Source organism: Modestobacter versicolor, assembly GCF_014195485.1.
Lineage (GTDB): Bacteria > Actinomycetota > Actinomycetes > Mycobacteriales > Geodermatophilaceae > Modestobacter > Modestobacter versicolor.
Map to the genome: position 1 here is coordinate 2654685 of NZ_JACIBU010000001.1, position 23232 is coordinate 2677916.

Genomic DNA, 23232 nt, shown 5'->3' on the forward strand with positions numbered 1-23232 from the left:
CGCTCCTGTACAGCCGACGTTAGCAGAGAGGTACAGGAGTCACATGCTCTTTGCCCATGACACCGAGATCGCGCTCGCCGGCGCGGCCGCGCTGCTGAACACCGCGTCGGACGGCGAGGAGCGGCTGCCCGACCCCGCGGCGCTGTCCGCGTTCCTGGACGCCTGGCAGTTCACCGGCAGCCGGGTCGGCGACGCCGCCGAGCTGGCCGCGGTGCACGAGCTCCGCGCGGTGCTGGCCGCGATCTGGGGCGCCGAGGAGGACGCCGTGGTGGCCGTGGTCAACAGGCTGCTGCGCGACGGCAGCGCCCTCCCCCAGCTGGTCCGGCACGACGGCTGGGGCTACCACGTGCACGCCACCGAGCCGAGCGCCCCGGTCGCCGACCGGTGGGGCGTGGAGGCCGCCATGGCCCTGGCCGACGTGGTCCGCGCCGGCGCGCTCGACCGGTTGCGCCGGTGCGCCGCCTCCGGCTGCGACGACGCGCTGGTCGACCTCACCAAGAACGCCAGCCGCCGGTTCTGCGACAGCAGCTGCGCCAACCGGGAGCACGTCGCCGCCTACCGGGCCCGCCGCGCGGCCGGCTGAACCCCGGCCCGGTCACATCCGGGTGGCGGTGTCCTCCAGCAGCACCTGGCGCTGCAGCGGGTCCCGCCGCGGGCAGGAGGTGCACAGCACCTCGTGCGGCAGCCGGTACAGCAGGCAGCAGGACGCCCGCCGGGTGAACCGCACGCCCTCGACGTCCACGTACCGCGGCGCGGGAAGCGGGCTGCCCACCGCCGCCGCCAGCGGCCCGGAGAGCGCGGTCGCCGCCGCCACGTCGCCCACCGCCCGGCCGACCGCGAGCAGCCGGTTCGCCAGCGAGTCGGTGGCGATCGCCCACAGGGGCCGTTCGCGGACCCCGCCCGCCTCGGCGACGGCGGCCACCACCGCGGCGATCGTGGCCCGCAGGTCGGTGGCGAGGTCCCGGCCCGCGGCGGGCCGGGCGGTCGCGGCGACGGGGGTGTCGCCGGCGAGCAGGTGCAACCGGGTGTCCTCGAGCCGGGCGGAGAGGGCCACGCCGGTGACCAGGCCGGCGAGCACCGGGGTGAGCAGCACGCTGGACGCCGAGTACCACCAGACGGTGGCCAGCACCCGGCGGTCGTCGGTGCGCTGCCGCACCGCCCGGGCGGCGAGCACCCGCGCCGTCCAGCCGGGGTCGGCCAGCAGCTCCGCGGGGACGGCGGCGGCCGAGGGCGGGGCCAGCAGCCCGAGCGCCGCTGCCCCGGGCACCCGCGCCGCGACCAGCGCCTGCAGCCCGTCGTCCGTCACGGGACCAGTCTGCCGACCGCCCGCGGGGCGACGGGGAGGCCGGGCCTGACGCGGGCGTGACCGGGGCCATAGGTTGTGCGCGAGACCCAGCGCCGCGGAGTCGAGGCGGCGCCCGGACACGGAGGTGCGCATGAGCGAGACGTCGGACGACCAGAGCCTGGCCAGCCAGCTGCCCGAGGGTGGCTTCCCCCCGCCGCCGGAGTTCGCCGCCGCCGCCAACGTCGGCCCGGACGTCTACGAGCGCGCCGCGGCCGACCGGGTCGGCTTCTGGGAGGACGCGGCCCGCCGGCTGGACTGGGCTCAGCCCTGGGAGACCGCGCTGGACTGGACCGACCCGCCCTTCGCCAAGTGGTTCGTCGGCGGCAAGCTCAACGTGGCGGTGAACTGCGTCGACCGGCACGTCGACGCCGGGCACGGCGCCCAGGTCGCCTACCACTGGATCGGCGAGCCGGGCGACACCCGCACGCTCACCTACGCCGAGCTCAAGGACGAGGTGTGCAAGGCGGCCAACGCCCTCGTCTCGCTCGGCGTCGCCGCCGGTGACCGGGTGGCCATCTACATGCCGATGATCCCGGAGACGGTGGTCACCATGCTGGCCTGCGCCCGGATCGGCGCGGTGCACATGGTCGTCTTCGGCGGCTTCTCCCCCGACGCGCTGGCCAGCCGGATCACCGACGCCGACGCGAAGGTCGTCGTCACGGCCGACGGTGGCTACCGGCGCGGGGCGCCGAGCGCGCTGAAGCCGAACGTCGACGAGGCGCTGACCAAGACCGAGGGCGTGCGCAGCGTGCTGGTGGTCAAGCGCACCGAGCAGGACGTCGAGTGGACCGAGGGCCGCGACGTCTGGTGGCACGAGCTGGTCGACGGGCAGTCGACCGAGCACGAGGCGGAGGCGTTCGACGCCGAGCACCCGCTCTACATCATGTACACGTCCGGGACGACGGCGAAGCCGAAGGGCATCCTGCACACCTCGGGCGGCTACCTGGCCCAGGTCGCCTACACCCACTGGGCGACCTTCGACCTGAAGCCCGACACCGACGTCTTCTGGACCGCGGCCGACGTCGGCTGGGTCACCGGCCACAGCTACATCGTCTACGGACCGCTGGCCAACCGGGCGACCTCGGTGATGTACGAGGGCACGCCGGAGACGCCGCACCGCGGCCGGTGGTGGGAGATCGTGCAGGAGTACGGCGTGACGATCCTGTACACGGCGCCGACGACGATCCGCACGTTCATGAAGTGGGGCGACGACGTGCCGGCGGGCTTCGACCTGTCGTCGCTGCGGATGCTCGGCTCCGTGGGCGAGCCGATCAACCCCGAGGCGTGGCTCTGGTACCACAAGAACATCGGCGGGGGCCGCTGCCCGATCGCCGACACCTGGTGGCAGACCGAGACCGGCGGTCACATGATCACCCCGCTGCCCGGCGCCACGACGCTGAAGCCCGGCTCGGCCCAGCGGCCGTTCCCCGGGATCTCCGCCAGCGTGGTCGACGAGGAGGGCAAGCCGATCGAGCCCGGTGCCACCGGGTACCTGGTGCTCACCGAGCCGTGGCCGGCGATGCTGCGCACCATCTGGGGCGACGACGAGCGGTACAAGGACACCTACTGGAGCCGGTACGGCCAGGGGGTCTACTTCGCCGGCGACGGGGCCAAGCTCGACGAGGACGGCGACATCTGGCTGCTCGGCCGGGTCGACGACGTGATGAACGTGTCCGGGCACCGGATCTCCACCACCGAGGTGGAGTCGGCGCTCGTCAGCCACCCGACGGTCGCCGAGGCGGCGGTCGTCGGGGCCACCGACCCGACCACCGGTCAGGGGATCGTGGCGTTCGTGATCCTGCGCGGGGACGCCGTCGACTCCGGTGAGGACCTGGTCAAGCAGCTGCGGCAGCACGTGCGCAAGGAGATCGGCCCGATCGCCAGCCCGCGCCAGATCATGGTCGTGCAGGAGCTGCCCAAGACCCGGTCGGGAAAGATCATGCGCCGGCTGCTGCGGGACGTGGCGGAGAACCGGGAGCTGGGCGACGTCACCACGCTCACCGACTCCTCGGTGATGGACCTGATCAGCTCCAAGCTGCCCTCGGCCTCCAGCGAGGACTGAGGCCCGCTGCACGACCGCTCCACCCGTCCGGTGCGGCCGGACACGTGTTCTCGCGAAGCTAGTGCTCTGCTCCCCCCGCGGGAGCAGAGCACTAGCTCCCGCGCAGGCACCCTCCACACCCCGCGGGTCCGTCCACAGATGGACCGACGGGGGGCCGGAGCGGCCGGTGTGCCCGGCACGGTGGACCAGTGGCGCAGGATCCTTCGGAGGCGGCAGCCGTCGGCGCCCTGCTCCGCAGGATCCGCCGCGCCGCGGACTGCTCGCAGCGCGAGCTCGCGAAGCGCCTCGGGATCAGCGCCACCGCCGTCGCCCAGACGGAGACGGGCGTCCGCGACCTGCCGGCGTCCGTGCTGGCGAAGGCCGCCGGGCTGGCCGGGCTGCGACTGGGGCTCGTCGACGGGGACGGCCACGAGGTCACCGGCATGGCGCCTGGCGCGGTCCGGGACCGCGCGGGGCGGCACTTCCCCGCGCACCTCGACGTCCGCCACGGCGACGTCGACTGGTGGCACGGCGAGGAGCGGTACAGCAGGGAACGCCCTCGGTACACCTTCGACCGGGGACGGCGGCTGCGTGACCAGTGGCGCGACCACAGCGGCACACCGCCGGACCACCAGCTCCCGCAGCCCGGCGACGCGCTCGAGGACCGCGCCGAGGCCCGGCGGGACGCCGCCGTCGCCCGCCGCCGGGCCCTCGGCGACGAGCTCGCGGCGGAGCGCCGGCGGCTGGGCGTGCGCTCCGAGGACTGGGCACCGACCTGCAGCTGCCCGGCCGGCTGCGACGAGCTGCTGTTCTCCGAGGCCCCGCTGACGCCCCGCCAGCAGGCGGTGCCGCACCTCGAGGACTGCCCCTGCCGGTGCGACGTCTCCTGACCCGGACGGCCGCGCGGCACCCGGCCGGGTGATCCGGAACGGCGGGCTGGACGATCATGCGGCACGATCACCCGAGGAACGCGTCGCACCCGGCGCCGATCAGGGAGGAGCCACCCGTGGCCCACAGTGTCTCGACGACCCCGCTGGCGGGCCGGCCCGCTGGCCCCGCCGAGCCCTCGGTCGGCACGCTCGCCAAGAGCGCGATGGCCGACATGTCCACGCTGATCCGCTCGGAGATCGAGCTGGCAAAGGCCGAGGTCACCACCTCCGCCAAGCGCGGCGGGATCGGCGCGGCCGCCTTCGCCGCCGCCGGCGTGATGCTGGCGTTCGCCGCGATCTTCTTCTTCATCGCGCTGGCCGAGTTCATCACCTGGCTGGGCCTGGAGCGCTGGATCTCCTACCTGATCGTCTTCGGCCTCCTGGTCCTGCTCGCCGCGCTCGTGGGCTTCATCGGCTACCGGCAGATCAAGAAGATCAAGAAGCCGGAGAAGACCATCGAGACGCTGTCGGACCTGCCCGACGTCATGCGCCGTGAGGCCCCCGGCCAGCGGCAGCACGACCTGCCCGTCGTCCGCAACGGCCAGGTCGTCCGGCAGGACCCGCACGCCCGGCTGCGCTGACCTCCCACGCAGCTCGGATGACCGACCCGGGAGAGGGGCAGCCGGACGCCACGAGCGTCCTGCTCCCCGGCCCCTGGGCACACCGCGACGTCTCGGCCAACGGCGTCCGGCTGCACGCCGCCGAGGCCGGTGAGGGCCCGCTCGTCCTGCTGCTGCACGGCTTCCCCCAGTTCTGGTGGACCTGGCGCCACCAGCTGACCGGGCTGGCCGCCGCCGGGCTGCGCGTGGTCGCGCCCGACCTGCGCGGCTACGGCGCCAGCGACAAGCCCCCGCGCGGGTACGACCTGCCCACCGCGGCCGCCGACGCCGCCGCGGTGGTCCGGGCGCTGGGCGAGACCGAGGCCGTCGTCGTCGGCTCGGACTGGGGCGGGCTGGTCGGCTGGACGATGGCCGCCCTGCACCCGCGGAGCGTCCGCCGGCTGGTCGTCATCGGCGCGGCGCACCCGCGGCGGCTGCGCTCCTCGGTCACCGACGCACGGCAGCGGCGGGCGCTGGCCTACGCCCTGCGCTTCCAGCTGCCCCGGCTGCCCGAGCGGCGGCTCACCCGCGCCGACGACGACCCGGTCGCGGAGCTGATGCGCCGCTGGGCAGGCCCGGCCTGGGTGCAGACCACCGACTTCGCCGAGGCTGTCAGCCGCTACCGCGACGCCGCCCGCATCCCGCAGGCCGCGTACGGGGCGATGGAGTACTACCGCTGGGCCGGCCGTTCCCAGCTGCGCCCCGACGGGCTGCGCTTCGCCCGCCGGATGGCCGCCCCGATCACCGCCCCGACCCTGCAGCTGCAGGGGGCGCTGGACCCCTACGTGCTCCCCTCGACCGCCCGCGGCTCGGACCGCTACGTGGCCGGCGCCTACGAGTGGAGCGAGCTCCCCGGCGTGGGCCACTTCGCCCACGAAGAAGCCCCCGACCAGGTCACCGAGGCCATCACCCGCTGGGCAAGGTGACGTGATGGAACGGCCCCGCTGCAGGGGCCCGCGCCGAGCCTGCAAGGCGTGGGGGGCAGCGGGGTCCTTCTACTCGCAGGCCCCGGTGTCGACGGTGGCCTGCGCGGTGGCGCCGACCCGCGCGGCGTCCGAGACCTGCGCCGCGGTGAGCGCGTAGCCGGTGTCCGGGTCCTCGATGGCCGAGGCGAAGACGACGCCGAGCACCGTGCCGTCGGTGGCCAGCAGCGGTCCACCGGAGTTGCCCGCCCGCACCTGGCCGAAGAGCGCGTAGACGTCACGCTGCACGGTGTGGGTGGACCGGAAGTCCGGCCCGCTGATCTCACCGCGGTCCCGCACCCGGGCCGGGCCGACGTACAGCCCGCCACCACCGGGGTAGCCCATCACGATCGCGTCCGCGCCGGTGTCCAGCGGCTCCGGGGTGAAGCTGAGCGGCACCTGCGGCAGCCCCGGCACCGCGAGCACCGCGACGTCGGTCTCCTCGTCGACGTAGACCGCCGTCGCGTCGTAGGACTCGCCCTCGGCGGTCACCGTCGGCTCGGTCACGCCGGCCAGCACGTGGGCGTTGGTCATCACCCGCTGCGGGGCGAAGACGAAGCCGGAGCCGTCGATCTGCCGGGAGCAGGTCGGCGCGATGCCGCGGATCTGCACCACCGAGCCCTGCACCTGGCCGACCACCGGGCTGGCCTCGAGCGCCGGGTCGGGCGCTGGCACGTCGCGGGCGTCACGGGGGGTCAGCGGGTCCAGGACGTCGGGCAGGCCCTGCCGGTCGATCGCCTCGCGCAGCGACTCGTAGAGCGACCGCACCTGCGACGGCACCGTCCGGTCGACGGCCTGGACCAGCGCGGACTGCCGCACCTGCCCGGCCACGCCCGGGAACGGCGAGCTGGCCAGCGGGGTGGCGACCATCCAGGCGACCAGCAGGACGGCGACCGCCGAGACCACCGCCCCGGCGACCGCGTCGACCATCTTGGCCGGCTCCCAGGTGACCCGCTTGCGCACGGCACGGCCGATCACCCCGGCCAGCAGCTGACCCAGCAGCGCGCCGGCGAGCACCACGACCAGCGCCACGAACACCCGGGTGACCGAGGAGTCGGCGATGTCGTCGGCCAGCGGGCCGGAGAGCTGCGCGCCGAGCACGGCCCCGCCGAAGAAGCCCACGAAGGACGTCGCCGAGACGATCAGGCCCTGCCGGAAGCCCGACAGCGCGAAGACCAGCGCGAGCGCGATGAGGGCGAGGTCGACGAAGGACACGCGGGGTCAGCCACTCACCGTCATGGTGCCGACCTGCCCGAGCGCGGCGTGGAAGCTGCACTCGAAGGGGTAGTCGCCGGGCGCGCTGACGGTGAACTCGATGGTCTTGCTCTCCCCCGGCGCCAGCACCGGGATCTCCTCGCTGATGGCCGCCGGCCCCGCGCCCGCGGTGAAGAGGAAGTTGTGGGTCAGCTGGTCGGCGTCGTTGCGCACGGTCAGCCGGACCGGGCCGGGGGCCACGGTGAAGGTGGCCGGGGTGAAGACGTAGTCGTCACCGGTCTGCAGGGTGATCTCCTGGAACCCGTCGGCCGCGGTGCTCAGCGCCCCGACGTCACCGCTGGTCGTGCGGGTCGCCTCGGGCAGCGCGGGTTCCGAGCCGCCGCACCCGCTGAGCACGACCAGGGCGAGCAGCAGGGTCGCCAGCAGGCCGGCCGGCCTCCCGCCGCGCGGGGCCGGACGGCGGCGGGGGCGGGCGCCTGGGGCGCCGGGCGCAGCCGTGCTCATGGTCCGGGAACGGTACGCGGCGAACCCGCCGGCCCGGCGTCGTCGGCCACCGTCGGCGCGGCGCGGTCGGCCAGGTCGGAGTCGACCGGCTCCTCCTCGCTGTCGGCGGGTGCCGCTGCCGCCAGGCCGTCGAGCGGCCGGACGTCGGTGGCGTCCCACGGCCGGTTCAGCCCGGCAGCCTCCAGGACGGCGTCCAGCAGCCCGGCGGTGAAGCCCCAGACGACCATGCCGGCCACCCCGAACGCCGGTCCGACGTAGCCGGCCGGGTGCCGGACCCGGAACCGGTTGGCCGGGTCGACCAGCTCGGCCAGCGGCACCCGGGCCACCCGGGCGACCTCGCGCGGGTCACCGGTGGTGACGTCGCGCGGGTCGTCCCACCAGCCGACCACCGGGACGACGAGGTTGTCCGAGGGCCCGAGGAACAGCGCGGGCAGCGTCGCGAGCACCCGGACGCCGGCCGGGTCGACGCCGGCCTCCTCCTGGGCCTCGCGGAGCGCGGTGCCGACCGGGTACTCGTCGCCCGGGTCGGCACCGCCACCGGGGAACGCCGGCTGCCCCGCGTGGCTGCGCAGGTGCGCCGACTTCTCGATCAGCAGCACGTCGGGGCCGCCGGGGCCCTCGCCGAACAGGATCAGCACGGCCGAGCGCCGGGCGGTGGCGGACGGCGTGCCGTGCCGGTGCCAGAGCGGGAGCCGGTCGGCGTTGGCCAGCAACCGCTGCAGGTGCTCGGGCAGGCCGGCGACGTCCGGGGCGGGGAGGGTCACAGCTGCACGCCGAGGTGGTCGAGGACCAGCTGCTCGAACTCCGCCACCGACGCCACCCCGCCGACGTGCAGGTAGGCCAGCGAGCCGTCGGCGGCGAGGAAGAGCGTGTACGGCAGGTTGTTGATGCCGAGCGCCGCCATCACCTCGCCGTCCCCGTCGAACGCGCTGGGGAAGGTGACCGCGGCGTCCTCGGCGAACGAGGCCGTCTGCGAGGCGCCGTCGAGGCTGGCCACCCCGAGCACCCGCAGCTGGTCGCCGGAGGCGTCGGCCAGCTGCTGCACGACCGGCAGCTCCTCCCGGCACGGCGGGCACCAGCTGGCCCAGAGGTTCACCACGGTGGGCACGCCGGGCGCGCGGCTCAGGTCGAGCGTGCCGCCGCCGAAGCACTCGAAGACGGTGGCGGGCAGGTCGCTGTCGGCGGCCGGCTCGGCGGACTGCTCGGGGCAGGCCGCCAGGTCGGTGTCCAGCGCCTCCAGCTCGCTGCTGGCCGGCGTCGGGCCGGCGTCGTCGTCGCTGTCCCCGGACGTGCAGCCGGCCAGCAGCCCGAGCAGCAGCAGGAGGGCGCCCAGGGCGCGCGGGGCGCGGCTCACTCGGTGTCCGAGGCAGCGGGCGTCTTGACCAGCTTCGCCGCGACCTCGGGGTCCAGCGGGCCGATGCCGTAGGAGGGGCACCAGGAGGCGAGCCCGCAGGCCCCGCAGGCGGGCTTCTTCGCGTGGCAGACGCGGCGCCCGTGGAAGATCACCCGGTGGGAGAACATCGTCCACTCCTTCCGCGGGATGATCTCCGCGATCTCGGCCTCGACCTTGACCGGGTCCTCCTCCGCCGTCCAGCCGAAGCGCCGCACCAGCCGGCCGAAGTGGGTGTCGACGGTGAGCCCGGGGACGTCGAAGGCGTTGCCCAGCACGACGTTCGCCGTCTTGCGGCCCACACCGGGCAGGGTGACCAGGTCGGCGAGCCGGCCGGGGACCACGCCGTCGAAGCGCTCCACCAGGGCCTGCCCCAGCCCGATCACCGAGTTGGCCTTGGCCCGGAAGAAGCCGGTGGGCTTGAGGAGCTCCTCCAGCTCGGCGCGGTCGGCCCCGGCGTAGGCGTACGCGTCGGGGTACCGGGCGAACAGCGTCGGCGTCACCTTGTTCACCGTCCTGTCGGTGGTCTGCGCCGACAGGACGGTGGCGACGAGGAGCTCCAGCGGCGTGCTGAAGTCCAGCTCGCAGTGCGCGTCGGGGTGGATCGCCGTCAGCTCGCGGGCCATCCGCCGGGCGCGGCGGGTGCGGCCCAGCGGGCTCTCGTCCGGGTCGAACGGGGACACGCCCAGCCGGGCGGCACGACCGGGGCGGCGCGGGGGCGCCGGCCGCGTGTAGGCCGGCGGGGCATCGGGAGCAGGAGCGGGCCGGGACACGCGTGTGAGGGTATGCGTCGGCCCTGACAGGCAGCGCCCGTCATACTCGACCGCGGTGCCCGGACCGGGTACGCCAACCGACCGCACGACCGACGTCGCCCCGCCCCCGGGCCTCCCCGCCCGCAGACGTCGCCGAGGAGGTGTCCGTGGTCGCCCTCATCGTCATCCTGTTCCCGCCGCTGCTCATCGCCTTCCTGCTCGTCATGGAGCGGGTCGAGGAGCCGTTGCGCCGTCCCACCTCGCAGCGCGAGGTCGAGGACTTCCTCGGCACCGCGACCGAGGGCGAGGTCGGCACGCTGGCCAACTCCGGCATCCGCCGGGCGATGTCCCGGTGGCGGTCCCGCCGCTCCGGCCGGGCCCGGTCGGCGCCGCGGGCGGTGCTCACCGAACGGGTCACCGAGTCCGGCGACGGCGCCCGGCACGCCGACTGATCCCACCCACACCGGGAGCCGATCCCGGAAGCCAGGCCGCCCAGGAGCCACTCAGAGTGGGCAGATCGGTGACTGAGTGCACTGGTGAGCCGAGCCACAGGCCCTAGACTCACCGAAGACGCGGGTCGCCATCGCACCCGTGAGGACGTTGCGAGAGGTGCACGTGGACGAGGTCCTTGCCCAGTCCGGTCTCTTCCAGGGGCTGTCGGAGGAGGCTGCCGAGCCGGTGGCCAGCGCGCTGGAGACGGTGACGCTGCCCCGTGGCCGGGTCGTCTTCAACGAGGGCGAGTCGGGCGACAGCCTCTACGTCGTCCTGTCCGGCAAGATCAAGCTCTCCCGGCGCGCGCCGGACGGCCGCGAGAACGTGCTGGCCGTCATGGGCCCGTCGGACCAGTTCGGCGAGCTGTCGGTGTTCGACCCGGGCCCGCGCACGGCGACCGCCACCGCCGTCACCGACGTCCGGCTGGCCAAGATGCCGCAGTCGATGCTGCGCCCCTGGATCACCGCGCACCCGGAGATCGGTGAGCAGCTGCTGCGCGTGCTGGCCCGCCGGCTGCGCCGCACCAACGACTCGGTCGCCGACCTGATCTTCACCGACGTCCCCGGCCGGGTGGCCAAGGCGCTGCTGCAGATGGCCGACCGCTTCGGCAGCCGCGAGACCGACGGTCTGCGGGTCAAGCACGACCTGACGCAGGAGGAGCTGGCCCAGCTGGTCGGCGCCTCCCGCGAGACGGTCAACAAGGCGCTCGCCGACTTCGTGCACCGCGGCTGGATCCAGCTGCAGGGCAAGTCGGTCGTCGTCCTGGACGAGGACCGGCTGCGCCGCCGCGCGCGCTGACACAGCACCGACCGCGAGAGGCCCGGGACCGACCAGGTCCCGGGCCTCTCGCGTCCAGGAGCTCATGACGGTAGCGGCACGACCATCCGGATGCGGGTGCCGTCGGGCAGCACCGCGTAGTGGCCCTCCGGGGTCTGCTCGAACGTCGGGCTGATCGGTTCCAGCGGTGCCGGGGGCGACCCGGTCAGCGCGGTGGCGGCGTCCGGGAAGGGTGCCAGCTGCCCGAGGGTGTGGATGGTCGGGGGCAGCATCGGCCGGCTGCCGGCGGCGTGCTCCTGCAGCGCCGCGGCGGGCGTCGTCCAGACCGCCTCGTCGGCCTCGCCGGAGACGTCGCGCGCCTCCTGCCCGGCGGGCAGCAGCGCGGCGAAGAACTTCGTGTCGTACCGGCGGCGCTCCGGCGGCGGGGTGATCCAGTGCGCGAAGGGCCGCAGCAGGTCCGCCCGCAGCGCGAGCCCTCGCCCGGCGAGGAGCTCGGCCAGCGACAGGTCGCGGGCCAGCAGCGCCTGCCGCTGCTCCTCCCAGTCGTCGCCGGAGACGTCGGGCACGACCCCGGAGCCGTCGGCCGGCCCGGCCAGCAGCACGCCGGCCTCCTCGAAGGTCTCCCGGACGGCGGCGCACACCAGCTCTCGGGCCAGCCGCTCGTCGCAGCCGAAGGCCGCGGCCCAGTCGGCCGGGGGCGGGCCGACCCAGGCCAGGTCGGTGCCGCCGTCGCGCTCGTCGACCCCGCCGCCGGGGTAGGCGCTCATCCCGCCGGCGAAGGGCATCCCCTGCGTGCGCCGCAGCAGGTAGACCTCGAGACCGGCGGCACCGTCGCGCAGCAGCAGCACCGTCGCCGCCTGCCGCACGGGTGCGGTCATCGCAGCTCGACGGTGAGCTCGACCTCGACCGGGGCGTTCATCGGCAGCTCGGCGACGCCGACGGCGCTGCGGGCGTGCTGCCCCGCCTCGCCGAACACTCGGCCGAGGAACTCGCTGGCGCCGTTGACCACGCGCGGCTGGCCGCTGAAGCCCTCGGCGCTGGCGACGTAGCCGACCACCCGGACGACGCGGGCGATGGCGTCCAGGCCGACCAGGTCGTCGATCGCGGCCAGCGCGTTGAGCGCGCACAGCTTGGCGTCGGCGGCGGCGTCCTCGATGTCGACGGCGCCACCGACCTTGCCGGTGCGGCGCAGGCCGCCGTCGACGAAGGGCAGCTGACCGGAGGTGAAGACCAGCTGGCCGGTGCGGATCGCCGGCACGTAGGCCGCGACCGGGGCGGCGACCGGGGGCAGCCGGACGCCGAGCTCGGCCAGCCGCGCGGTCCAGCTCTGGGCGGGCGCGGTCATCGGTTCAGCGGGCGCTTGAGGTAGGCGACCAGCTGGTCACCGCCGCCGGGACCCTGCAGGACGGTCACCAGCTCCCAGCCGTCGACCCCCCAGGAGTCGAGGATCGCCTTGGTGTTGTGGATCAGCAGCGGGATGGTGGCGTACTCCCACGTCACACGGGCCGGTTCGCTCATGGCGCGACGCTAGCGCAGGCGGTCTGGTGACTGGATGGAACGGCCCCGCTGCAGGAGCCCGCCGCGAGCTCGCGAGTGCTGGGGGGCAGCGGGGTCCTCGCGCTCGTAGGCTCGCAGACGTGACCGGAGAGCCCAGCCCCGTGCGGTGCCATGTCGTGACGGGCAAGGGCGGGACCGGGAAGACCACGGTCGCCGCCGCCCTGGCCCTCTCCCTGGCCGCCGACGGCCGCCACGTGCTGCTGGTCGAGACCGAGGGGCGGCAGGGCATCGCCCAGCTGTTCGACACCCCGCCGCTGCCCTACGAGGAGCGGCGGGTCGCCGTGGCCCGCGGCGGCGGGGAGGTGAAGGCGCTGGCCATCGACGTGGAGGCGGCCTTCCTCGAGTACCTCGAGATGTTCTACAGCCTCAAGCGGGCCGGCCGGGCGCTGCGGAAGATGGGCGCCATCGACTTCGCCACCGCGATCGCACCCGGGCTGCGCGACGTGCTGCTCACCGGGAAGATCAAGGAGGCGGTGACCCGGCGGCACGACGGCCGGTACGTCTACGACGCCGTCGTCGTCGACGCCCCGCCGACCGGCCGGATCACCCGCTTCCTCAACGTCACCGGCGAGGTCGCCGGGCTGGCCCGCTCCGGGCCGATCAAGACCCAGAGCGACGGGGTGATGGCGGTGCTCCGCTCGCCGCAGACCGCCGTGCACCTGGTCACGCTGCTGGAGGACATGCCCGTGCAGGAGACCGCCGACGCGATCGGGGAGCTGACCGCGGCCGGGCTGCCGGTCGGCTCGGTGATCGTCAACATGGCCGCCGAGCCGCTGCTTCCGGCCGCGAGCCTCAGCCGCACCGCCGAGGGGCGGCTGACCGGCGCCGACCTGCTGCCCGCGCTCACCGCGGCGAACGTGCAGGGTGCCCAGCAGGTCGCCGACGGGCTGGCGGCCGAGGCGGTCGAGCACGCCCAGCGGTGGGTGGCGCAGGACGCGCTGCGCGGGGACGTCGAGGCGCTGGGCCGCCCGGTGGTCGAGCTGCCGCTGTCCACCTCCCCCATCGACCTGGGCTGCCTGTTCGAGCTGGCCGACCGGCTCGAGGGGCACCTGCAGACCGAGGCCGCGGCGTGACCGCCCCCCGCCGGCCGGCCCCCGCGCCGCCGCTGGACCTCGCCGCCCTGGTCGCCGACCGGGACACCCGGATCATCGTCTGCTGCGGCTCCGGCGGGGTGGGCAAGACGACGACGTCGGCGGCGCTCGCGCTGGCCGCGGCGGAGGCGGGCCGGCAGGTCGTCGTCCTCACCATCGACCCGGCCCGGCGGCTGGCCCAGTCGCTCGGCCTGGTCGAGCTGGACAACGAGCCGCGGGTGGTCGAGACGCCCGGGGCGCCCGGTGAGCTCTCCGCGATGATGCTGGACATGAAGCGGACGTTCGACGACGTCGTGTCCGCGCACTCGACCCCGGAGCGGGCCGAGGTGATCTTCGCCAACCCCTTCTACCAGGCGCTCTCGTCGTCCTTCGCCGGCACGCAGGAGTACATGGCGATGGAGAAGCTGGGCCAGCTGCGGGCCAGCGAGAAGTGGGACCTGGTCATCGTCGACACCCCGCCGTCCCGGTCGGCGCTGGACTTCCTGGACGCACCGAACCGGATGAGCCGCTTCCTCGACGGCACGATGATCCGGCTGCTGACCGCACCGGCCCGGGCCGGCGGGCGGGCCGGGGTCCGGCTGGTGGGTGCGGGCTTCATGCTGTTCAGCCGGATCATCAGCAAGATCCTCGGCGGCCAGCTGCTCAACGACATCTCGGCGTTCGTCTCCGCGCTGGACACCATGTTCGGCGGCTTCCGCGAGCGCGCGACGGCGACCTACGAGCTGCTCCGCCAGCCCGGCACCTCCTTCGTCGTGGTGGCCGCCCCGGAGCCCGACGCGCTGCGCGAGGCCTCCTACTTCGTCGACCGGCTCTCCACCGAGGGCATGCCGCTGGCCGGCCTGGTCATCAACCGCACCCACCCGCCGGCGACGACCACGCTGTCGGCCACCCGGGCCGAGGCGGCCGCCGAGGCGGTCGCCGAGGCCGGCGGCAAGGGCGCGAAGCTCGCCGCCGGTGCGCTGCGCGTGCACGCCGAGCGGATGACGGTGGCCGCCCGCGAGCAGCGGCTGGCCGACCGCTTCACCAGCGCGCACCCCGAGGTGCCGATCCGCACGGTGCCGGCCGCCGCCGGCGACGTGCACGACCTCGAGGGCCTCCGGGTGATGGGCGAGGCGCTGCTGGCCGCGGAGGGCGACACCGGCACGGGGACCCCCCGCAGCCGGGTGCTCCCGGTGCGCCCCGCGGCGGGCTGACCACCACGGGCCGAGCACCCGGCACCCGATCCGACCCCGCTCCGGGGACGACCTCCGACAGCGCCCGCGCGTCGGCGTCCGGGGCACGGCACGGAGGCCTCCGGGACAGGTACCTTGGCCTGCGATGTCCGAGTCTGCGCGCTTCCGTCTGGGTGCCCTCGCCAAGCTGGTCACGATGATCGTGGTGGCCGGGGCGCTGGTGGCCGCCATGCTGCTCCCGTTCGTGGGCGGAGCCGGGCTCGTCGCCCGCAACTCCTCCTCGCTCCTCGACGCCCTCCCGGTCGAGCTCACCGACAAGACCCCCAACGGCAACACCAAGGTGCTGGCCGCCGACGGGTCGCTGATCACCGAGTTCTACGACCTGAACCGGGCGCCGGTCACCCCGGACCAGATCTCCCCGGTGATGAAGCAGGCGATCGTCGACATCGAGGACTCGCGCTTCTACGAGCACAACGGCCTCGACGTGCAGGGCACCATGCGTGCGCTGGCGAAGAACCTGGCCGCGGGCCGGGTCGAGGAGGGCGGCTCGACGCTGACCCAGCAGCTGGTCAAGCAGACCCTGCTGCAGACGGCCACCACGCCCGAGGAGCGGGAGGCCGCCGACGACCAGACGGTCGGCCGCAAGCTCCGCGAGGCCCGGCTCGCGCTGGCCCTGGAGCAGACCTACTCCAAGGACGAGATCCTCACCCGCTACCTGAACATCGCCTACTTCGGCGAGGGCGCCTACGGCATCCAGGCCGCCGCGCAGAAGTACTTCAGCGTGAACGCGATCGACCTCACGCTGCCGCAGGCCTCGGTGCTGGCCGGTCTGGTGCAGAGCCCGACCAACGACGACCCGATCATCGACCCGGAGGCCGGCAAGACCCGCCGCAACCAGGTCCTCCAGCGGATGCACGACCTCGGCCACGGCGCCGGCGAGCGGGGCGACCAGCCGCTCACCGACCAGGAGCTGGCCGACCTGATGGCCGCGCCGATCGCGGTCGTGGAGGGCGAGAGCCCGCGCAACGGCTGCATCGACGCCACCATCGGCGGCTTCTTCTGCGACTACCTCTACAACCACCTCACCGGCACGCTGGGCATCGACCCCAACCAGCTCAAGAGCGCCGGCTGGACCATCCAGACGACGATGCGCCCGGACATGCAGGCCGCCGGCGACCAGGCCGTGCTGAACACCATCGAGATGGGCAACTCGCTGGCCGGCATCTACACCGCGCTGGAGCCGGGCACCGGCAAGGTGCTGGCGATGAGCGTCAACCGGCGCTACGGCTGCGACGTCACCGTCGACGCCTCCTGCGAGTCGGTGAACCTCAACGTCGCGGCGAGCCAGGGCTCCGGCTCGACCTACAAGGTGTTCACCGCCGCCGCGGCCCTGGAGGCCGGGTACGGGATCAACTACTCCCAGACCACCAGCGACCCGTACTTCTCCCGGGTGTTCAAGCAGAACGGCGGCACCCGCGGCGCCCCCTACGGCCCGATCGGCAACGTCGGCACGCTGCCGAACACGCTGACCATGCACGACGCGCTGACCCGCTCCTCGAACACCTACTTCGTCGCGCTGGAGGACACCCTCGGCAGCGTCGCGGGCCCGGTCAGCGCGGCCCAGCGGATGGGCCTGAACCTGCCCGAGGAGCAGGCCACCCAGATCGTCGAGGGCGAGATGGGCTCGTTCACCCTCGGCCCGTTCGCGACCAGCCCGCTCTACCTGGCCAGCGCGTACTCGACCTTGGCCGCCAGCGGCACCCAGTGCGACCCGACCCCGGTGGTGCAGATCCTGGACGCCGCCGGTCAGCCGGTCCTCGGCGACGACGGCCAGCCGCTGGTCAAGAACGACAACTGCACCGCCGCCGCCATCCCGCCGGGGGTCGCCAACACCCTGGTCAACGCGATGACCGACGACGTCATCAGCGGCACCGGCCGCAACGCCAACGTCCCCGGCCACCAGATCGCCGGCAAGACCGGGACCTCGCAGAACCAGTACTCCGCGGCGTTCGTCGGCATGACGCCCGAGTACGCGGCCAGCGTGATGGTGCTCAACCCCAAGGAGAACCAGAACGTCGGCGGTTACGGCGGCAACAAGCCGGCCACGATCTGGCGTGACGCGATGGCACCGATCCTGGAGCAGGGACCGACCCGCGAGTTCCCGCCGGCCGACCCGGCCGTCGCCGCCGGGACGAAGGGCAGCGGTGCTCCGGCGCCGCGCCCCGAGTCCGAGGGCAACGGCAACGGCAACGGGAACGGCGGCAACGGGGGCGGGGGCGGCAACGGCGGGGGCCAGGCCCCGGCGCCGCCCGCCGCCGTCGTCCCGCCGGCCGCTGACCCGGGCGCGGTGCCGCCGGACACCAACGGCGACGGCATCCCCGGCTGAGAAAGGACCCCGTCGCCCCCCCCCCCCGACCCTCGCTCCGCTCGGGTCGGGCCCCTGCGACGGGGCCGGAGATGGTCCCCGCAGCCGTCAGCCCAGCTGGCGGCGCACCTCGGCGGCGACCCGGCCGCCCTCGGCCCGGCCGGCGACCGTGCCGGTCACCGCGCCCATGACCCGGCCCATGTCCTTCATCCCGGACGCCCCGGTCCGGGTCACCACGTCGGCGACGATCGCGGCGAGGTCGGCGTCGTCCAGCTGCGCCGGCAGGTAGGCGGCGATCACGCCCTCCTCCGCCCGCTCCCGCTCGGCCTGCTCCGCGCGCCCGGCGCCGGCGAACGCCTCGGCGGCCTCGCGGCGCTTCTTCGCCTCCCGGCGGAGCACCGCCATCACGTCGTCGTCGGTCAGCTCGCGCGCCTCCTTGCCGGACACCTCCTCGGCGGAGACGGCGGAGAGCACCATCCGCAGCGTGGCGGTGCTCAGCTCGTCACGGCCCTTCATCGCGGTGGTCAGGTCGGTGCGCAGTCGGTCCTTCAGTTCAGCCACCCGGCCAGCGTGCCACCTGCGCCCGGGCGGGGACGACGGAGTTCCGCCGCCCGTACGCTCCGGGCATGCGCGCGACCACCGCCGTCCCCACGGCCGTCCTCGCGACCGGCGCCGCCACGGTCGCCTACGCGAGCCTGATCGAGCGCACCCGCTGGACGCTGCGCCGCTTCGACGTGCCGGTGCTGCCTCCGGGCTCCGCACCGCTCCGGGTGCTGCACCTGTCCGACCTGCACATGACCGCCGGCCAGCGCGGCAAGCAGGAGTGGGTGGCCGGGCTCGCCGACCTGCAGCCGGACCTGGTCGTCGACACCGGCGACAACCTGGCCGGGATGGACGCCGTCCCGGGCACGCTGCGCGCCCTCGAACCGCTGCTGGCGCTGCCCGGCGCGTTCGTGCTGGCCAGCAACGACTACTACGCGCCGCGCCCGAAGAACCCGCTCAAGTACTTCAAGACCGACCACAAGCGGGTGCACGGCGACCCGCTGCCCTGGCGCGACCTGCGCGACGCGATGGCCGGCCGCGGCTGGCTGGACCTGACCAACACCACCGGGACGCTGACCGTGGCCGGCACCCGGATCGCCTTCGCCGGTGTCGACGACCCGCACCTGCAGCTGGACCGGTACGACGACGTCGCCGGGCCGGCCGACCCGGCGGCCGACGTCCGGATCGGGCTGGTCCACTCCCCCGAGCCCCGGGTGCTCGACCGGTTCGCCGCCGACGGCCACGACCTGGTGCTCGCCGGGCACACCCACGGCGGCCAGCTGCGGGTGCCCTTCTACGGCGCGCTGGTGACCAACTGCGGCATCGACCGGCAGCGCGTGCGCTGGCTGCACCGCTGGGCCGAGCCCACCGCAGCCCACCCGACCGGCACCTGGCTGCACGTCTCGGCCGGGCTGGGCACCAGCCCGTACGCGCCCTACCGGCTCGCCTGCCCGCCCGAGGCGACGCTGCTGACCCTCACCGCGCGGGACGCCCGACCACCTGCCTGAGCCCGGCAGCGCGTCGGTTACAGTTGTCGACGCACCTCGGGGTGTGGCGCAGCTTGGTAGCGCGCGTCGTTCGGGACGACGAGGCCGCAGGTTCAAATCCTGTCACCCCGACCAGCCACTCAGGGACCGCCGATCGGCGGTCCCTGAGTCGTTTCCGGACCAGCCCGTCCGGGCATCCCGTCCCGGATGACCGAATGGCTGCTCCTCCTGGCGGCCGTGCTGTTGACCGCTCTCACGGGGTTCTTCGTCGCGGCCGAGTTCTCCCTCACCACCGTCGACCGGGGCAAGGCCGAAGAGGCCGCCCGGGCCGGCGACACCGGTGCCGAGGGCGTGGTGAAGGCCCTGCGCGGGCTGTCCACCCAGCTCTCGGCCGCCCAGCTGGGGATCACCCTCACCACCCTGGTGGTCGGGTTCCTCGCCGAGCCGGCGCTCGGCGGGCTGCTGGAGCCGGTGCTCGAGGGCGTCGGCCTGCCCGAGAGCACCAGCACGCCGATCGCGATCGCGCTGGCCATCTTCCTGGCCACCTACCTGCAGATGATCCTCGGCGAGCTCGGCCCGAAGAACCTGGCGATCGCCCGGCCGCTGCGCGTCGCCTCGCTCATCGCGCCCGGCATGCGGGCGTTCACCACGCTGACCGGCCCGGTGGTCCGCAGCCTGCAGCGGCTGGCCAACGCGATCGTGCGCCGGCTGGGCTTCGAGCCGCGCGAGGAGCTGGACGACACCCGCGACGCCGAGGGCCTGGCCGCGGTCGCCCGCCGCTCGGCCGAGGAGGGCGACCTCTCCCCCGTCGCCGCGCGGCTGCTCAGCCGCTCGCTCGGGCTGCGGGAGAAGTTCGCCACCGACGTGATGACCCCGCGGACCCGGCTGTGGACGCTGAGCTCCGCGGCGACCGCCGCCGACGTGATCGACGCGGCGATCCGGTCCGGGTACTCGCGGTTCCCGGTGTACGGCGCCGACCTGGACGAGGTCACCGGCGTGGTGCACGTGAAGAACGCGGTCGCCGTCCCGGAGGAGGAGCGGCTGCAGCGCACCGCCGGCGAGCTGGCCGAACCGGTGCTCGCCGTCCCCTCCTCGCTGCACCTGGACCCGCTGCTGGACCTGCTCCGCGACCAGGGGCTGCAACTGGCCCTGGTGGTCGACGAGTGGGGCGCGACGCACGGCATCGTGTCCCTCGAGGACATCGTCGAGGAGCTGGTCGGGGAGATCACCGACGAGACCGACCGGCCGCTGCGCCAGCTGCGCCGCGACGGCGAGGACTGGCTGCTGTCCGGGCTGCTCCGCCCCGACGAGGTGCGCGAGCGCACCGGGATCCCGGTCCCGGAGGGCCGCTACGAGACCGTCGCCGGGTTCGTGATCGAGCGGCTTGCCCGGCTGCCCGCCGAGGGCGACACGGTCGAGGTCGAGGGCTGGCGGTTCACCGTGGCCGGCGTGGAGGGTCGCCGGGTCTCCCGGCTGCGGTCCGCGCCGCTGCCGGCCGAGCCGGGCACCGAGGACGACGGGCCGCTCACCGACGCCCCGGTCGCGACGCCCGAGCGGGAGGTGGCGCAGGCATGAGCGACTCGCTGAGCCTGCTCGTGCTGGTCGCCCTGCTGCTGGGCAACGCGTTCTTCGTCGCCGCCGAGTTCGCGCTGGTCAGCGCCCGGGCCGACCAGATCGAGCCGCGGGCCGCGGCCGGGTCGGTGCGCGCGCAGAAGACGCTGGCCGCGATGCGCAACGTGTCGCAGATGATGGCCGGCGCGCAGCTGGGCATCACGCTGTGCTCGCTCGGGCTCGGCGCGATCGGCGAGCCGGCCGTCGCGCACCTGATCGAGGCCCCGCTGCACGCCGCGGGCGTGCCCGACCAGCTGCTGCACCCGATCGCCCTGGTGATCGCGCTGGCGCTGGTCACCGTGCTGCACATGGTGCTGGGCGAGATGGTGCCCAAGAACATCACCATCGCCGGGCCCAGCCGGGCGGCGATCGCACTGGGCCCGCCGCTGGCCCTGATGGTGCGGCTGCTCAAGCCGTTCATCTGGTTCTTCAACGTCACCGCCAACGCCTTCGTGCGGCTGTTCGGCGTGACGCCGACCGACGAGGTGTCGGCGAGCTTCGACGAGGGCGAGATCCGGTCGATGATCTCCCAGTCCCGCAAGGAGGGGCTGCTGGGCGACGAGGTCAGCGAGCTGGCGACCGGGGCGCTCACCTTCGAGCAGCACGACGTCCGCTCGGTGCTGCTGGAGCCCGGCTCGCTGGTCACCGTGCCCCGCAGCTCCACCCCGCGGCAGCTGGAGGCGGTCGTCGCCGAGCACGGCTACAGCCGGTACCCGGTGCGCTCGGAGGACGGCGCGCTGACCGGCTACGTGCACGTCAAGGACGTGCTGGGCAGCGGACCGACGTCCCGGGACCAGCGGGTGCCCGACCAGGCGGTCAAGGCGTTCGTGCAGGTGTCGCCCGACGAGCCGCTGCCGGAGGTGCTGCAGGAGATGCGGCGGTCGGGGTCGCACCTGGGCCTGGTGAGCGCCGGTGACCGGGTGCTCGGGCTGGTGGCGCTGGAGGACGTGCTGGAGCAGCTGATCGGCGACGTCCGGGGCGCGGACGTGGCCGACGAGCCGACCGGCCAGCAGGCGGGGGCCGGCGCAGGGGGAAGATGAGCCGGTGACTGCCGAGCCGACGCAGACCAGCTCCCCCGCCCTCCCGCCGGAGGTGACCGCCCGGTGGCAGGCGCGCTTCCGCGCCCCGCGGGTCAGCCTGCCGGACTGGGCCGAGGACGCCCCGCAGCGCAACCTGTACTCCTCCGACGTCAGCGGCGTCGTCGAGCAGTACGCCTGGGACCGGGACACCGACACCCACCGGCAGGTCACCGACCGCCCCAACGGCACGCTCGCGGCCACGCTGTCGCCCGACGGCGAGACGATCTGGTGGTTCGCCGACACCGACGGCGACGAGTTCGGCGTCTGGATGACCCAGCCGTTCGCCGGCGGCCCGGACACCGTGGCGCTGCCGGACGTCGGGCCGGCCTACCCCGCCGGGCTGGAGATCGGCCACCGCGTCGTCCTCGCCGGCCGGTCCACCGACGACGGCAGCGAGCTGTGGATCTCCCCGGTCGGCGGCACCGCGTCGGTGTTCTACCGCACCGCCGACACCGCCTCGGTCGACGCGCTCTCGCGGGACGACTCGCTGCTGGTGTTCTCGCACTCCGAGCACGGCGACCCCCGCTACCCGGCGCTGCGGGTGCTGCGCACCGACGGCCTGGGGCTGGTCGCCGACAAGTGGGACGGCGAGGGCCGCGGCCTGCACGCGCTCAGCTTCGCCCCGGTGGCCGGTGACCAGCGGCTGCTGGTCGGCCACGAGCGCCGCGGCCGCGAGGAGCTGCTGATCTGGGACGTCGTCGCCGACACCGAGACCGAGCTGGTGCTCGACCTGCCCGGCGACGTCACGGCCGGCTGGTACCCCGACGGCACCGCGCTGCTGGTCGGGCACGACACCGCCGCGCGCAGCGAGCTGTACCGCTACGACCTGGTCACCGGCACGCTGGAGCGGCTGGACACCCCGCGGGGCGTCGTCCGGGGCGCCAGTGCCCGGCCCGACGGCACCGTCGAGCTGGCCTGGTCCTCGTCGGAGCGGCCGCCGGTGATCCGCCGGGCCGACGGCCCCGTCGTGCTGGCCGCGCCGGGCGACGAGCCGCCGGCCGCCCACCCGGTCGAGGACCGCTGGGTGCCCGGCCCCGGGGGCGACGTGCACGCGCTGCTGGTGCGGCCGGCCGGGGAGGTCCCGTACGCCACGGCGTTCCTGGTGCACGGCGGCCCGGAGGCCCAGGACGACGACTCGTACCGGGCTCGGCGGGCGGCCTACGTGGACGCCGGCTACGCCGTGGTGCACGTGAACTACCGCGGGTCGACCGGCTACGGCAGCGAGTGGCGCGACGCGCTCACCGGCCGGCCGGGGCTCACCGAGCTCGAGGACGTCGCGGCGGTGTACGACGCGCTGGTCGCCGAGGGCGTCGTCGACCCGGCCCGGGCGCTGCTGTCCGGCGGCTCGTGGGGCGGCTTCCTCACCCTGCTGGGGCTCGGCACGCAGCCGGAGCGCTGGGCGGCAGGCATCGCCGAGGTGCCGGTGGCGGACTACCTGGCCGCCTACGAGGACGAGATGGAGGGCCTGCGGGCCTACGACCGGGCGCTGTTCGGCGGCTCCCCCGACGAGGTGCACGACGTCTACGTGCGCTCCTCGCCGCTGACCTACGTCGACGCGGTGGCCGCGCCGGTGCTGGTCGTCGCCGGGGCGAACGACCCCCGCTGCCCGATCCGGCAGATCGACAACTACCTGGCCGCGCTCGGCGAGCGGGGCAAGGCGCACGAGGTCTACCGCTTCGACGCCGGTCACGGGTCGCTGGTGGTGGAGGAGACGATCCGCCAGGTCGAGGTCGCGCTGTCCTTCGCGCTGCGGCACGTCCGCCCGTAGCGCCGGCGGCCGGGTGTGTCCCAGTGCACACCCGGCCGTGACCGCCTCGTGATC

The 23232-nt window shown here is 74.6% G+C and carries 24 protein-coding genes and 1 tRNA gene; 15 read left to right on the forward strand and 10 right to left on the reverse strand.

Annotation, left to right across the window (positions count from 1 at the left end; all coding sequences use genetic code 11):
- The first annotated feature begins 43 nt into the window (after positions 1 to 43).
- On the forward strand, positions 44 to 583 hold the full coding sequence (locus tag FHX36_RS13020) for a CGNR zinc finger domain-containing protein (RefSeq protein WP_110553491.1): 540 nt from the start codon (positions 44 to 46) through the stop codon (positions 581 to 583).
- A gap of 12 nt (positions 584 to 595) precedes the next feature.
- On the opposite strand, the gene FHX36_RS13025 is transcribed toward FHX36_RS13020, so the two are convergent.
- Positions 596 to 1306: a (2Fe-2S)-binding protein gene (locus FHX36_RS13025; RefSeq protein ID WP_183513806.1), complete on the reverse strand. Its 711-nt coding sequence runs from the start codon at positions 1304 to 1306 to the stop codon at positions 596 to 598.
- 130 nt (positions 1307 to 1436) lie between these two features.
- Here FHX36_RS13025 and acs point away from each other — a divergent pair, with 130 nt between their 5' ends.
- From acs to FHX36_RS13045, 4 genes are all read left to right on the forward strand, one after another.
- Positions 1437 to 3407, forward strand: coding sequence for an acetate--CoA ligase (gene acs, locus FHX36_RS13030; RefSeq protein ID WP_110554107.1), 1971 nt, complete (start codon positions 1437 to 1439; stop codon positions 3405 to 3407).
- 188 nt (positions 3408 to 3595) lie between these two features.
- Positions 3596 to 4276: a helix-turn-helix domain-containing protein gene (locus tag FHX36_RS13035; RefSeq protein ID WP_110554108.1), complete on the forward strand. Its 681-nt coding sequence runs from the start codon at positions 3596 to 3598 to the stop codon at positions 4274 to 4276.
- Positions 4277 to 4392: 116 nt separating this feature from the next.
- On the forward strand, positions 4393 to 4896 hold the full coding sequence (locus tag FHX36_RS13040; RefSeq protein WP_110554109.1) for a phage holin family protein: 504 nt from the start codon (positions 4393 to 4395) through the stop codon (positions 4894 to 4896).
- A 17-nt stretch (positions 4897 to 4913) separates the two neighbouring features.
- Positions 4914 to 5840, forward strand: a complete 927-nt coding sequence (locus FHX36_RS13045) for an alpha/beta fold hydrolase (RefSeq protein ID WP_183513808.1) — start codon at positions 4914 to 4916, stop codon at positions 5838 to 5840.
- Positions 5841 to 5909: 69 nt separating this feature from the next.
- On the opposite strand, the gene FHX36_RS13050 is transcribed toward FHX36_RS13045, so the two are convergent.
- Genes FHX36_RS13050 through nth form a run of 5 tightly spaced genes read right to left on the reverse strand, consistent with a single transcriptional unit; the run spans position 5910 to position 9758 of the window.
- A complete protein-coding gene (locus FHX36_RS13050; RefSeq protein WP_110554352.1) occupies positions 5910 to 7091 on the reverse strand; it encodes a MarP family serine protease in 1182 nt (393 codons plus the stop codon).
- A gap of 6 nt (positions 7092 to 7097) precedes the next feature.
- Positions 7098 to 7595, reverse strand: coding sequence for a cupredoxin domain-containing protein (locus FHX36_RS13055; protein WP_183513809.1), 498 nt, complete (start codon positions 7593 to 7595; stop codon positions 7098 to 7100).
- Positions 7592 to 8359 (reverse strand): NUDIX domain-containing protein, encoded by a 768-nt coding sequence (locus FHX36_RS13060; protein WP_183513810.1) that lies wholly within the window; start codon positions 8357 to 8359, stop codon positions 7592 to 7594. The genes FHX36_RS13055 and FHX36_RS13060 overlap by 4 nt, the downstream gene beginning before the upstream one ends.
- On the reverse strand, positions 8356 to 8949 hold the full coding sequence (locus tag FHX36_RS13065) for a TlpA family protein disulfide reductase (RefSeq protein ID WP_110552893.1): 594 nt from the start codon (positions 8947 to 8949) through the stop codon (positions 8356 to 8358). The genes FHX36_RS13060 and FHX36_RS13065 overlap by 4 nt, the downstream gene beginning before the upstream one ends.
- Positions 8946 to 9758, reverse strand: coding sequence for an endonuclease III (nth, locus tag FHX36_RS13070; RefSeq protein WP_110552894.1), 813 nt, complete (start codon positions 9756 to 9758; stop codon positions 8946 to 8948). Before nth ends, FHX36_RS13065 begins: the two co-directional genes overlap by 4 nt.
- 146 nt (positions 9759 to 9904) lie before the next feature.
- Between nth and FHX36_RS13075 the strand changes: the two genes are divergently transcribed.
- Positions 9905 to 10189 carry a hypothetical protein gene (locus FHX36_RS13075; RefSeq protein WP_110552900.1) on the forward strand — a complete coding sequence of 95 codons (285 nt, stop codon included), beginning with the start codon at positions 9905 to 9907 and terminating at the stop codon, positions 10187 to 10189.
- A 163-nt stretch (positions 10190 to 10352) separates the two neighbouring features.
- Positions 10353 to 11027, forward strand: coding sequence for a Crp/Fnr family transcriptional regulator (locus tag FHX36_RS13080; RefSeq protein ID WP_110552901.1), 675 nt, complete (start codon positions 10353 to 10355; stop codon positions 11025 to 11027).
- Between the two features lie 62 nt (positions 11028 to 11089).
- Here the strand turns inward: FHX36_RS13080 and FHX36_RS13085 are convergent, their stop codons facing one another.
- The 3 genes from FHX36_RS13085 to sp36 are packed head-to-tail and all read right to left on the reverse strand — an operon-like array spanning position 11090 to position 12524.
- Complete coding sequence (locus FHX36_RS13085; protein ID WP_110552895.1) at positions 11090 to 11884, reverse strand: NUDIX hydrolase; 795 nt, start codon at positions 11882 to 11884, stop codon at positions 11090 to 11092.
- Entirely contained in the window at positions 11881 to 12351 is a 471-nt protein-coding gene (locus FHX36_RS13090; RefSeq protein ID WP_110552896.1) for a RidA family protein, read from the reverse strand. The genes FHX36_RS13085 and FHX36_RS13090 overlap by 4 nt, the downstream gene beginning before the upstream one ends.
- A complete protein-coding gene (sp36, locus tag FHX36_RS13095; RefSeq protein WP_181428831.1) occupies positions 12348 to 12524 on the reverse strand; it encodes a Sp36 family protein in 177 nt (58 codons plus the stop codon). The genes FHX36_RS13090 and sp36 overlap by 4 nt, the downstream gene beginning before the upstream one ends.
- Before the next feature lie 140 nt (positions 12525 to 12664).
- Here sp36 and bagA point away from each other — a divergent pair, with 140 nt between their 5' ends.
- The 3 genes from bagA (at position 12665) to FHX36_RS13110 (ending at position 17212) form a co-directional block, all read left to right on the forward strand.
- On the forward strand, positions 12665 to 13636 hold the full coding sequence (bagA, locus tag FHX36_RS13100; RefSeq protein WP_484502633.1) for an ATPase BagA: 972 nt from the start codon (positions 12665 to 12667) through the stop codon (positions 13634 to 13636).
- Positions 13633 to 14847: an ATPase BagB gene (bagB, locus tag FHX36_RS13105; RefSeq protein ID WP_110552898.1), complete on the forward strand. Its 1215-nt coding sequence runs from the start codon at positions 13633 to 13635 to the stop codon at positions 14845 to 14847. The genes bagA and bagB overlap by 4 nt, the downstream gene beginning before the upstream one ends.
- 124 nt (positions 14848 to 14971) lie before the next feature.
- Positions 14972 to 17212, forward strand: coding sequence for a transglycosylase domain-containing protein (locus tag FHX36_RS13110; protein WP_110552899.1), 2241 nt, complete (start codon positions 14972 to 14974; stop codon positions 17210 to 17212).
- Between the two features lie 87 nt (positions 17213 to 17299).
- Here the strand turns inward: FHX36_RS13110 and FHX36_RS13115 are convergent, their stop codons facing one another.
- The gene (locus FHX36_RS13115) at positions 17300 to 17752 is read right to left on the reverse strand and encodes a GatB/YqeY domain-containing protein (RefSeq protein ID WP_110552209.1); all 453 of its coding nucleotides are present in this window, start codon (positions 17750 to 17752) and stop codon (positions 17300 to 17302) included.
- A 65-nt stretch (positions 17753 to 17817) separates the two neighbouring features.
- Between FHX36_RS13115 and FHX36_RS13120 the strand changes: the two genes are divergently transcribed.
- From FHX36_RS13120 to FHX36_RS13140, 5 genes are all read left to right on the forward strand, one after another.
- Positions 17818 to 18741, forward strand: coding sequence for a metallophosphoesterase (locus FHX36_RS13120; RefSeq protein ID WP_110552208.1), 924 nt, complete (start codon positions 17818 to 17820; stop codon positions 18739 to 18741).
- 37 nt (positions 18742 to 18778) lie between these two features.
- Positions 18779 to 18855 (forward strand) — tRNA-Pro (locus FHX36_RS13125).
- Between the two features lie 72 nt (positions 18856 to 18927).
- On the forward strand, positions 18928 to 20295 hold the full coding sequence (locus FHX36_RS13130) for a hemolysin family protein (RefSeq protein ID WP_110552207.1): 1368 nt from the start codon (positions 18928 to 18930) through the stop codon (positions 20293 to 20295).
- The gene (locus tag FHX36_RS13135) at positions 20292 to 21371 is read left to right on the forward strand and encodes a hemolysin family protein (RefSeq protein WP_110552206.1); all 1080 of its coding nucleotides are present in this window, start codon (positions 20292 to 20294) and stop codon (positions 21369 to 21371) included. Before FHX36_RS13130 ends, FHX36_RS13135 begins: the two co-directional genes overlap by 4 nt.
- 4 nt (positions 21372 to 21375) lie before the next feature.
- Positions 21376 to 23178: a S9 family peptidase gene (locus FHX36_RS13140; RefSeq protein ID WP_110552205.1), complete on the forward strand. Its 1803-nt coding sequence runs from the start codon at positions 21376 to 21378 to the stop codon at positions 23176 to 23178.
- The last annotated feature ends 54 nt before the right edge of the window (positions 23179 to 23232 follow it).

Bases quoted from the DNA above. Each gene is read 5' to 3' on its own strand.
- FHX36_RS13020 (WP_110553491.1), top strand. From the start codon at position 44: ATGCTCTTTGCCCATGACACCGAGATCGCGCTCGCCGGCGCGGCCGCG.
- acs (WP_110554107.1), top strand. From the start codon at position 1,437: ATGAGCGAGACGTCGGACGACCAGAGCCTGGCCAGCCAGCTGCCCGAG.
- FHX36_RS13045 (WP_183513808.1), top strand. From the start codon at position 4,914: ATGACCGACCCGGGAGAGGGGCAGCCGGACGCCACGAGCGTCCTGCTC.
- FHX36_RS13055 (WP_183513809.1), bottom strand. From the start codon at position 7,595: ATGAGCACGGCTGCGCCCGGCGCCCCAGGCGCCCGCCCCCGCCGCCGT.
- FHX36_RS13085 (WP_110552895.1), bottom strand. From the start codon at position 11,884: ATGACCGCACCCGTGCGGCAGGCGGCGACGGTGCTGCTGCTGCGCGAC.
- FHX36_RS13090 (WP_110552896.1), bottom strand. From the start codon at position 12,351: ATGACCGCGCCCGCCCAGAGCTGGACCGCGCGGCTGGCCGAGCTCGGC.
- sp36 (WP_181428831.1), bottom strand. From the start codon at position 12,524: ATGAGCGAACCGGCCCGTGTGACGTGGGAGTACGCCACCATCCCGCTG.
- FHX36_RS13110 (WP_110552899.1), top strand. From the start codon at position 14,972: ATGTCCGAGTCTGCGCGCTTCCGTCTGGGTGCCCTCGCCAAGCTGGTC.
- FHX36_RS13120 (WP_110552208.1), top strand. From the start codon at position 17,818: ATGCGCGCGACCACCGCCGTCCCCACGGCCGTCCTCGCGACCGGCGCC.
- FHX36_RS13130 (WP_110552207.1), top strand. From the start codon at position 18,928: ATGACCGAATGGCTGCTCCTCCTGGCGGCCGTGCTGTTGACCGCTCTC.
- FHX36_RS13135 (WP_110552206.1), top strand. From the start codon at position 20,292: ATGAGCGACTCGCTGAGCCTGCTCGTGCTGGTCGCCCTGCTGCTGGGC.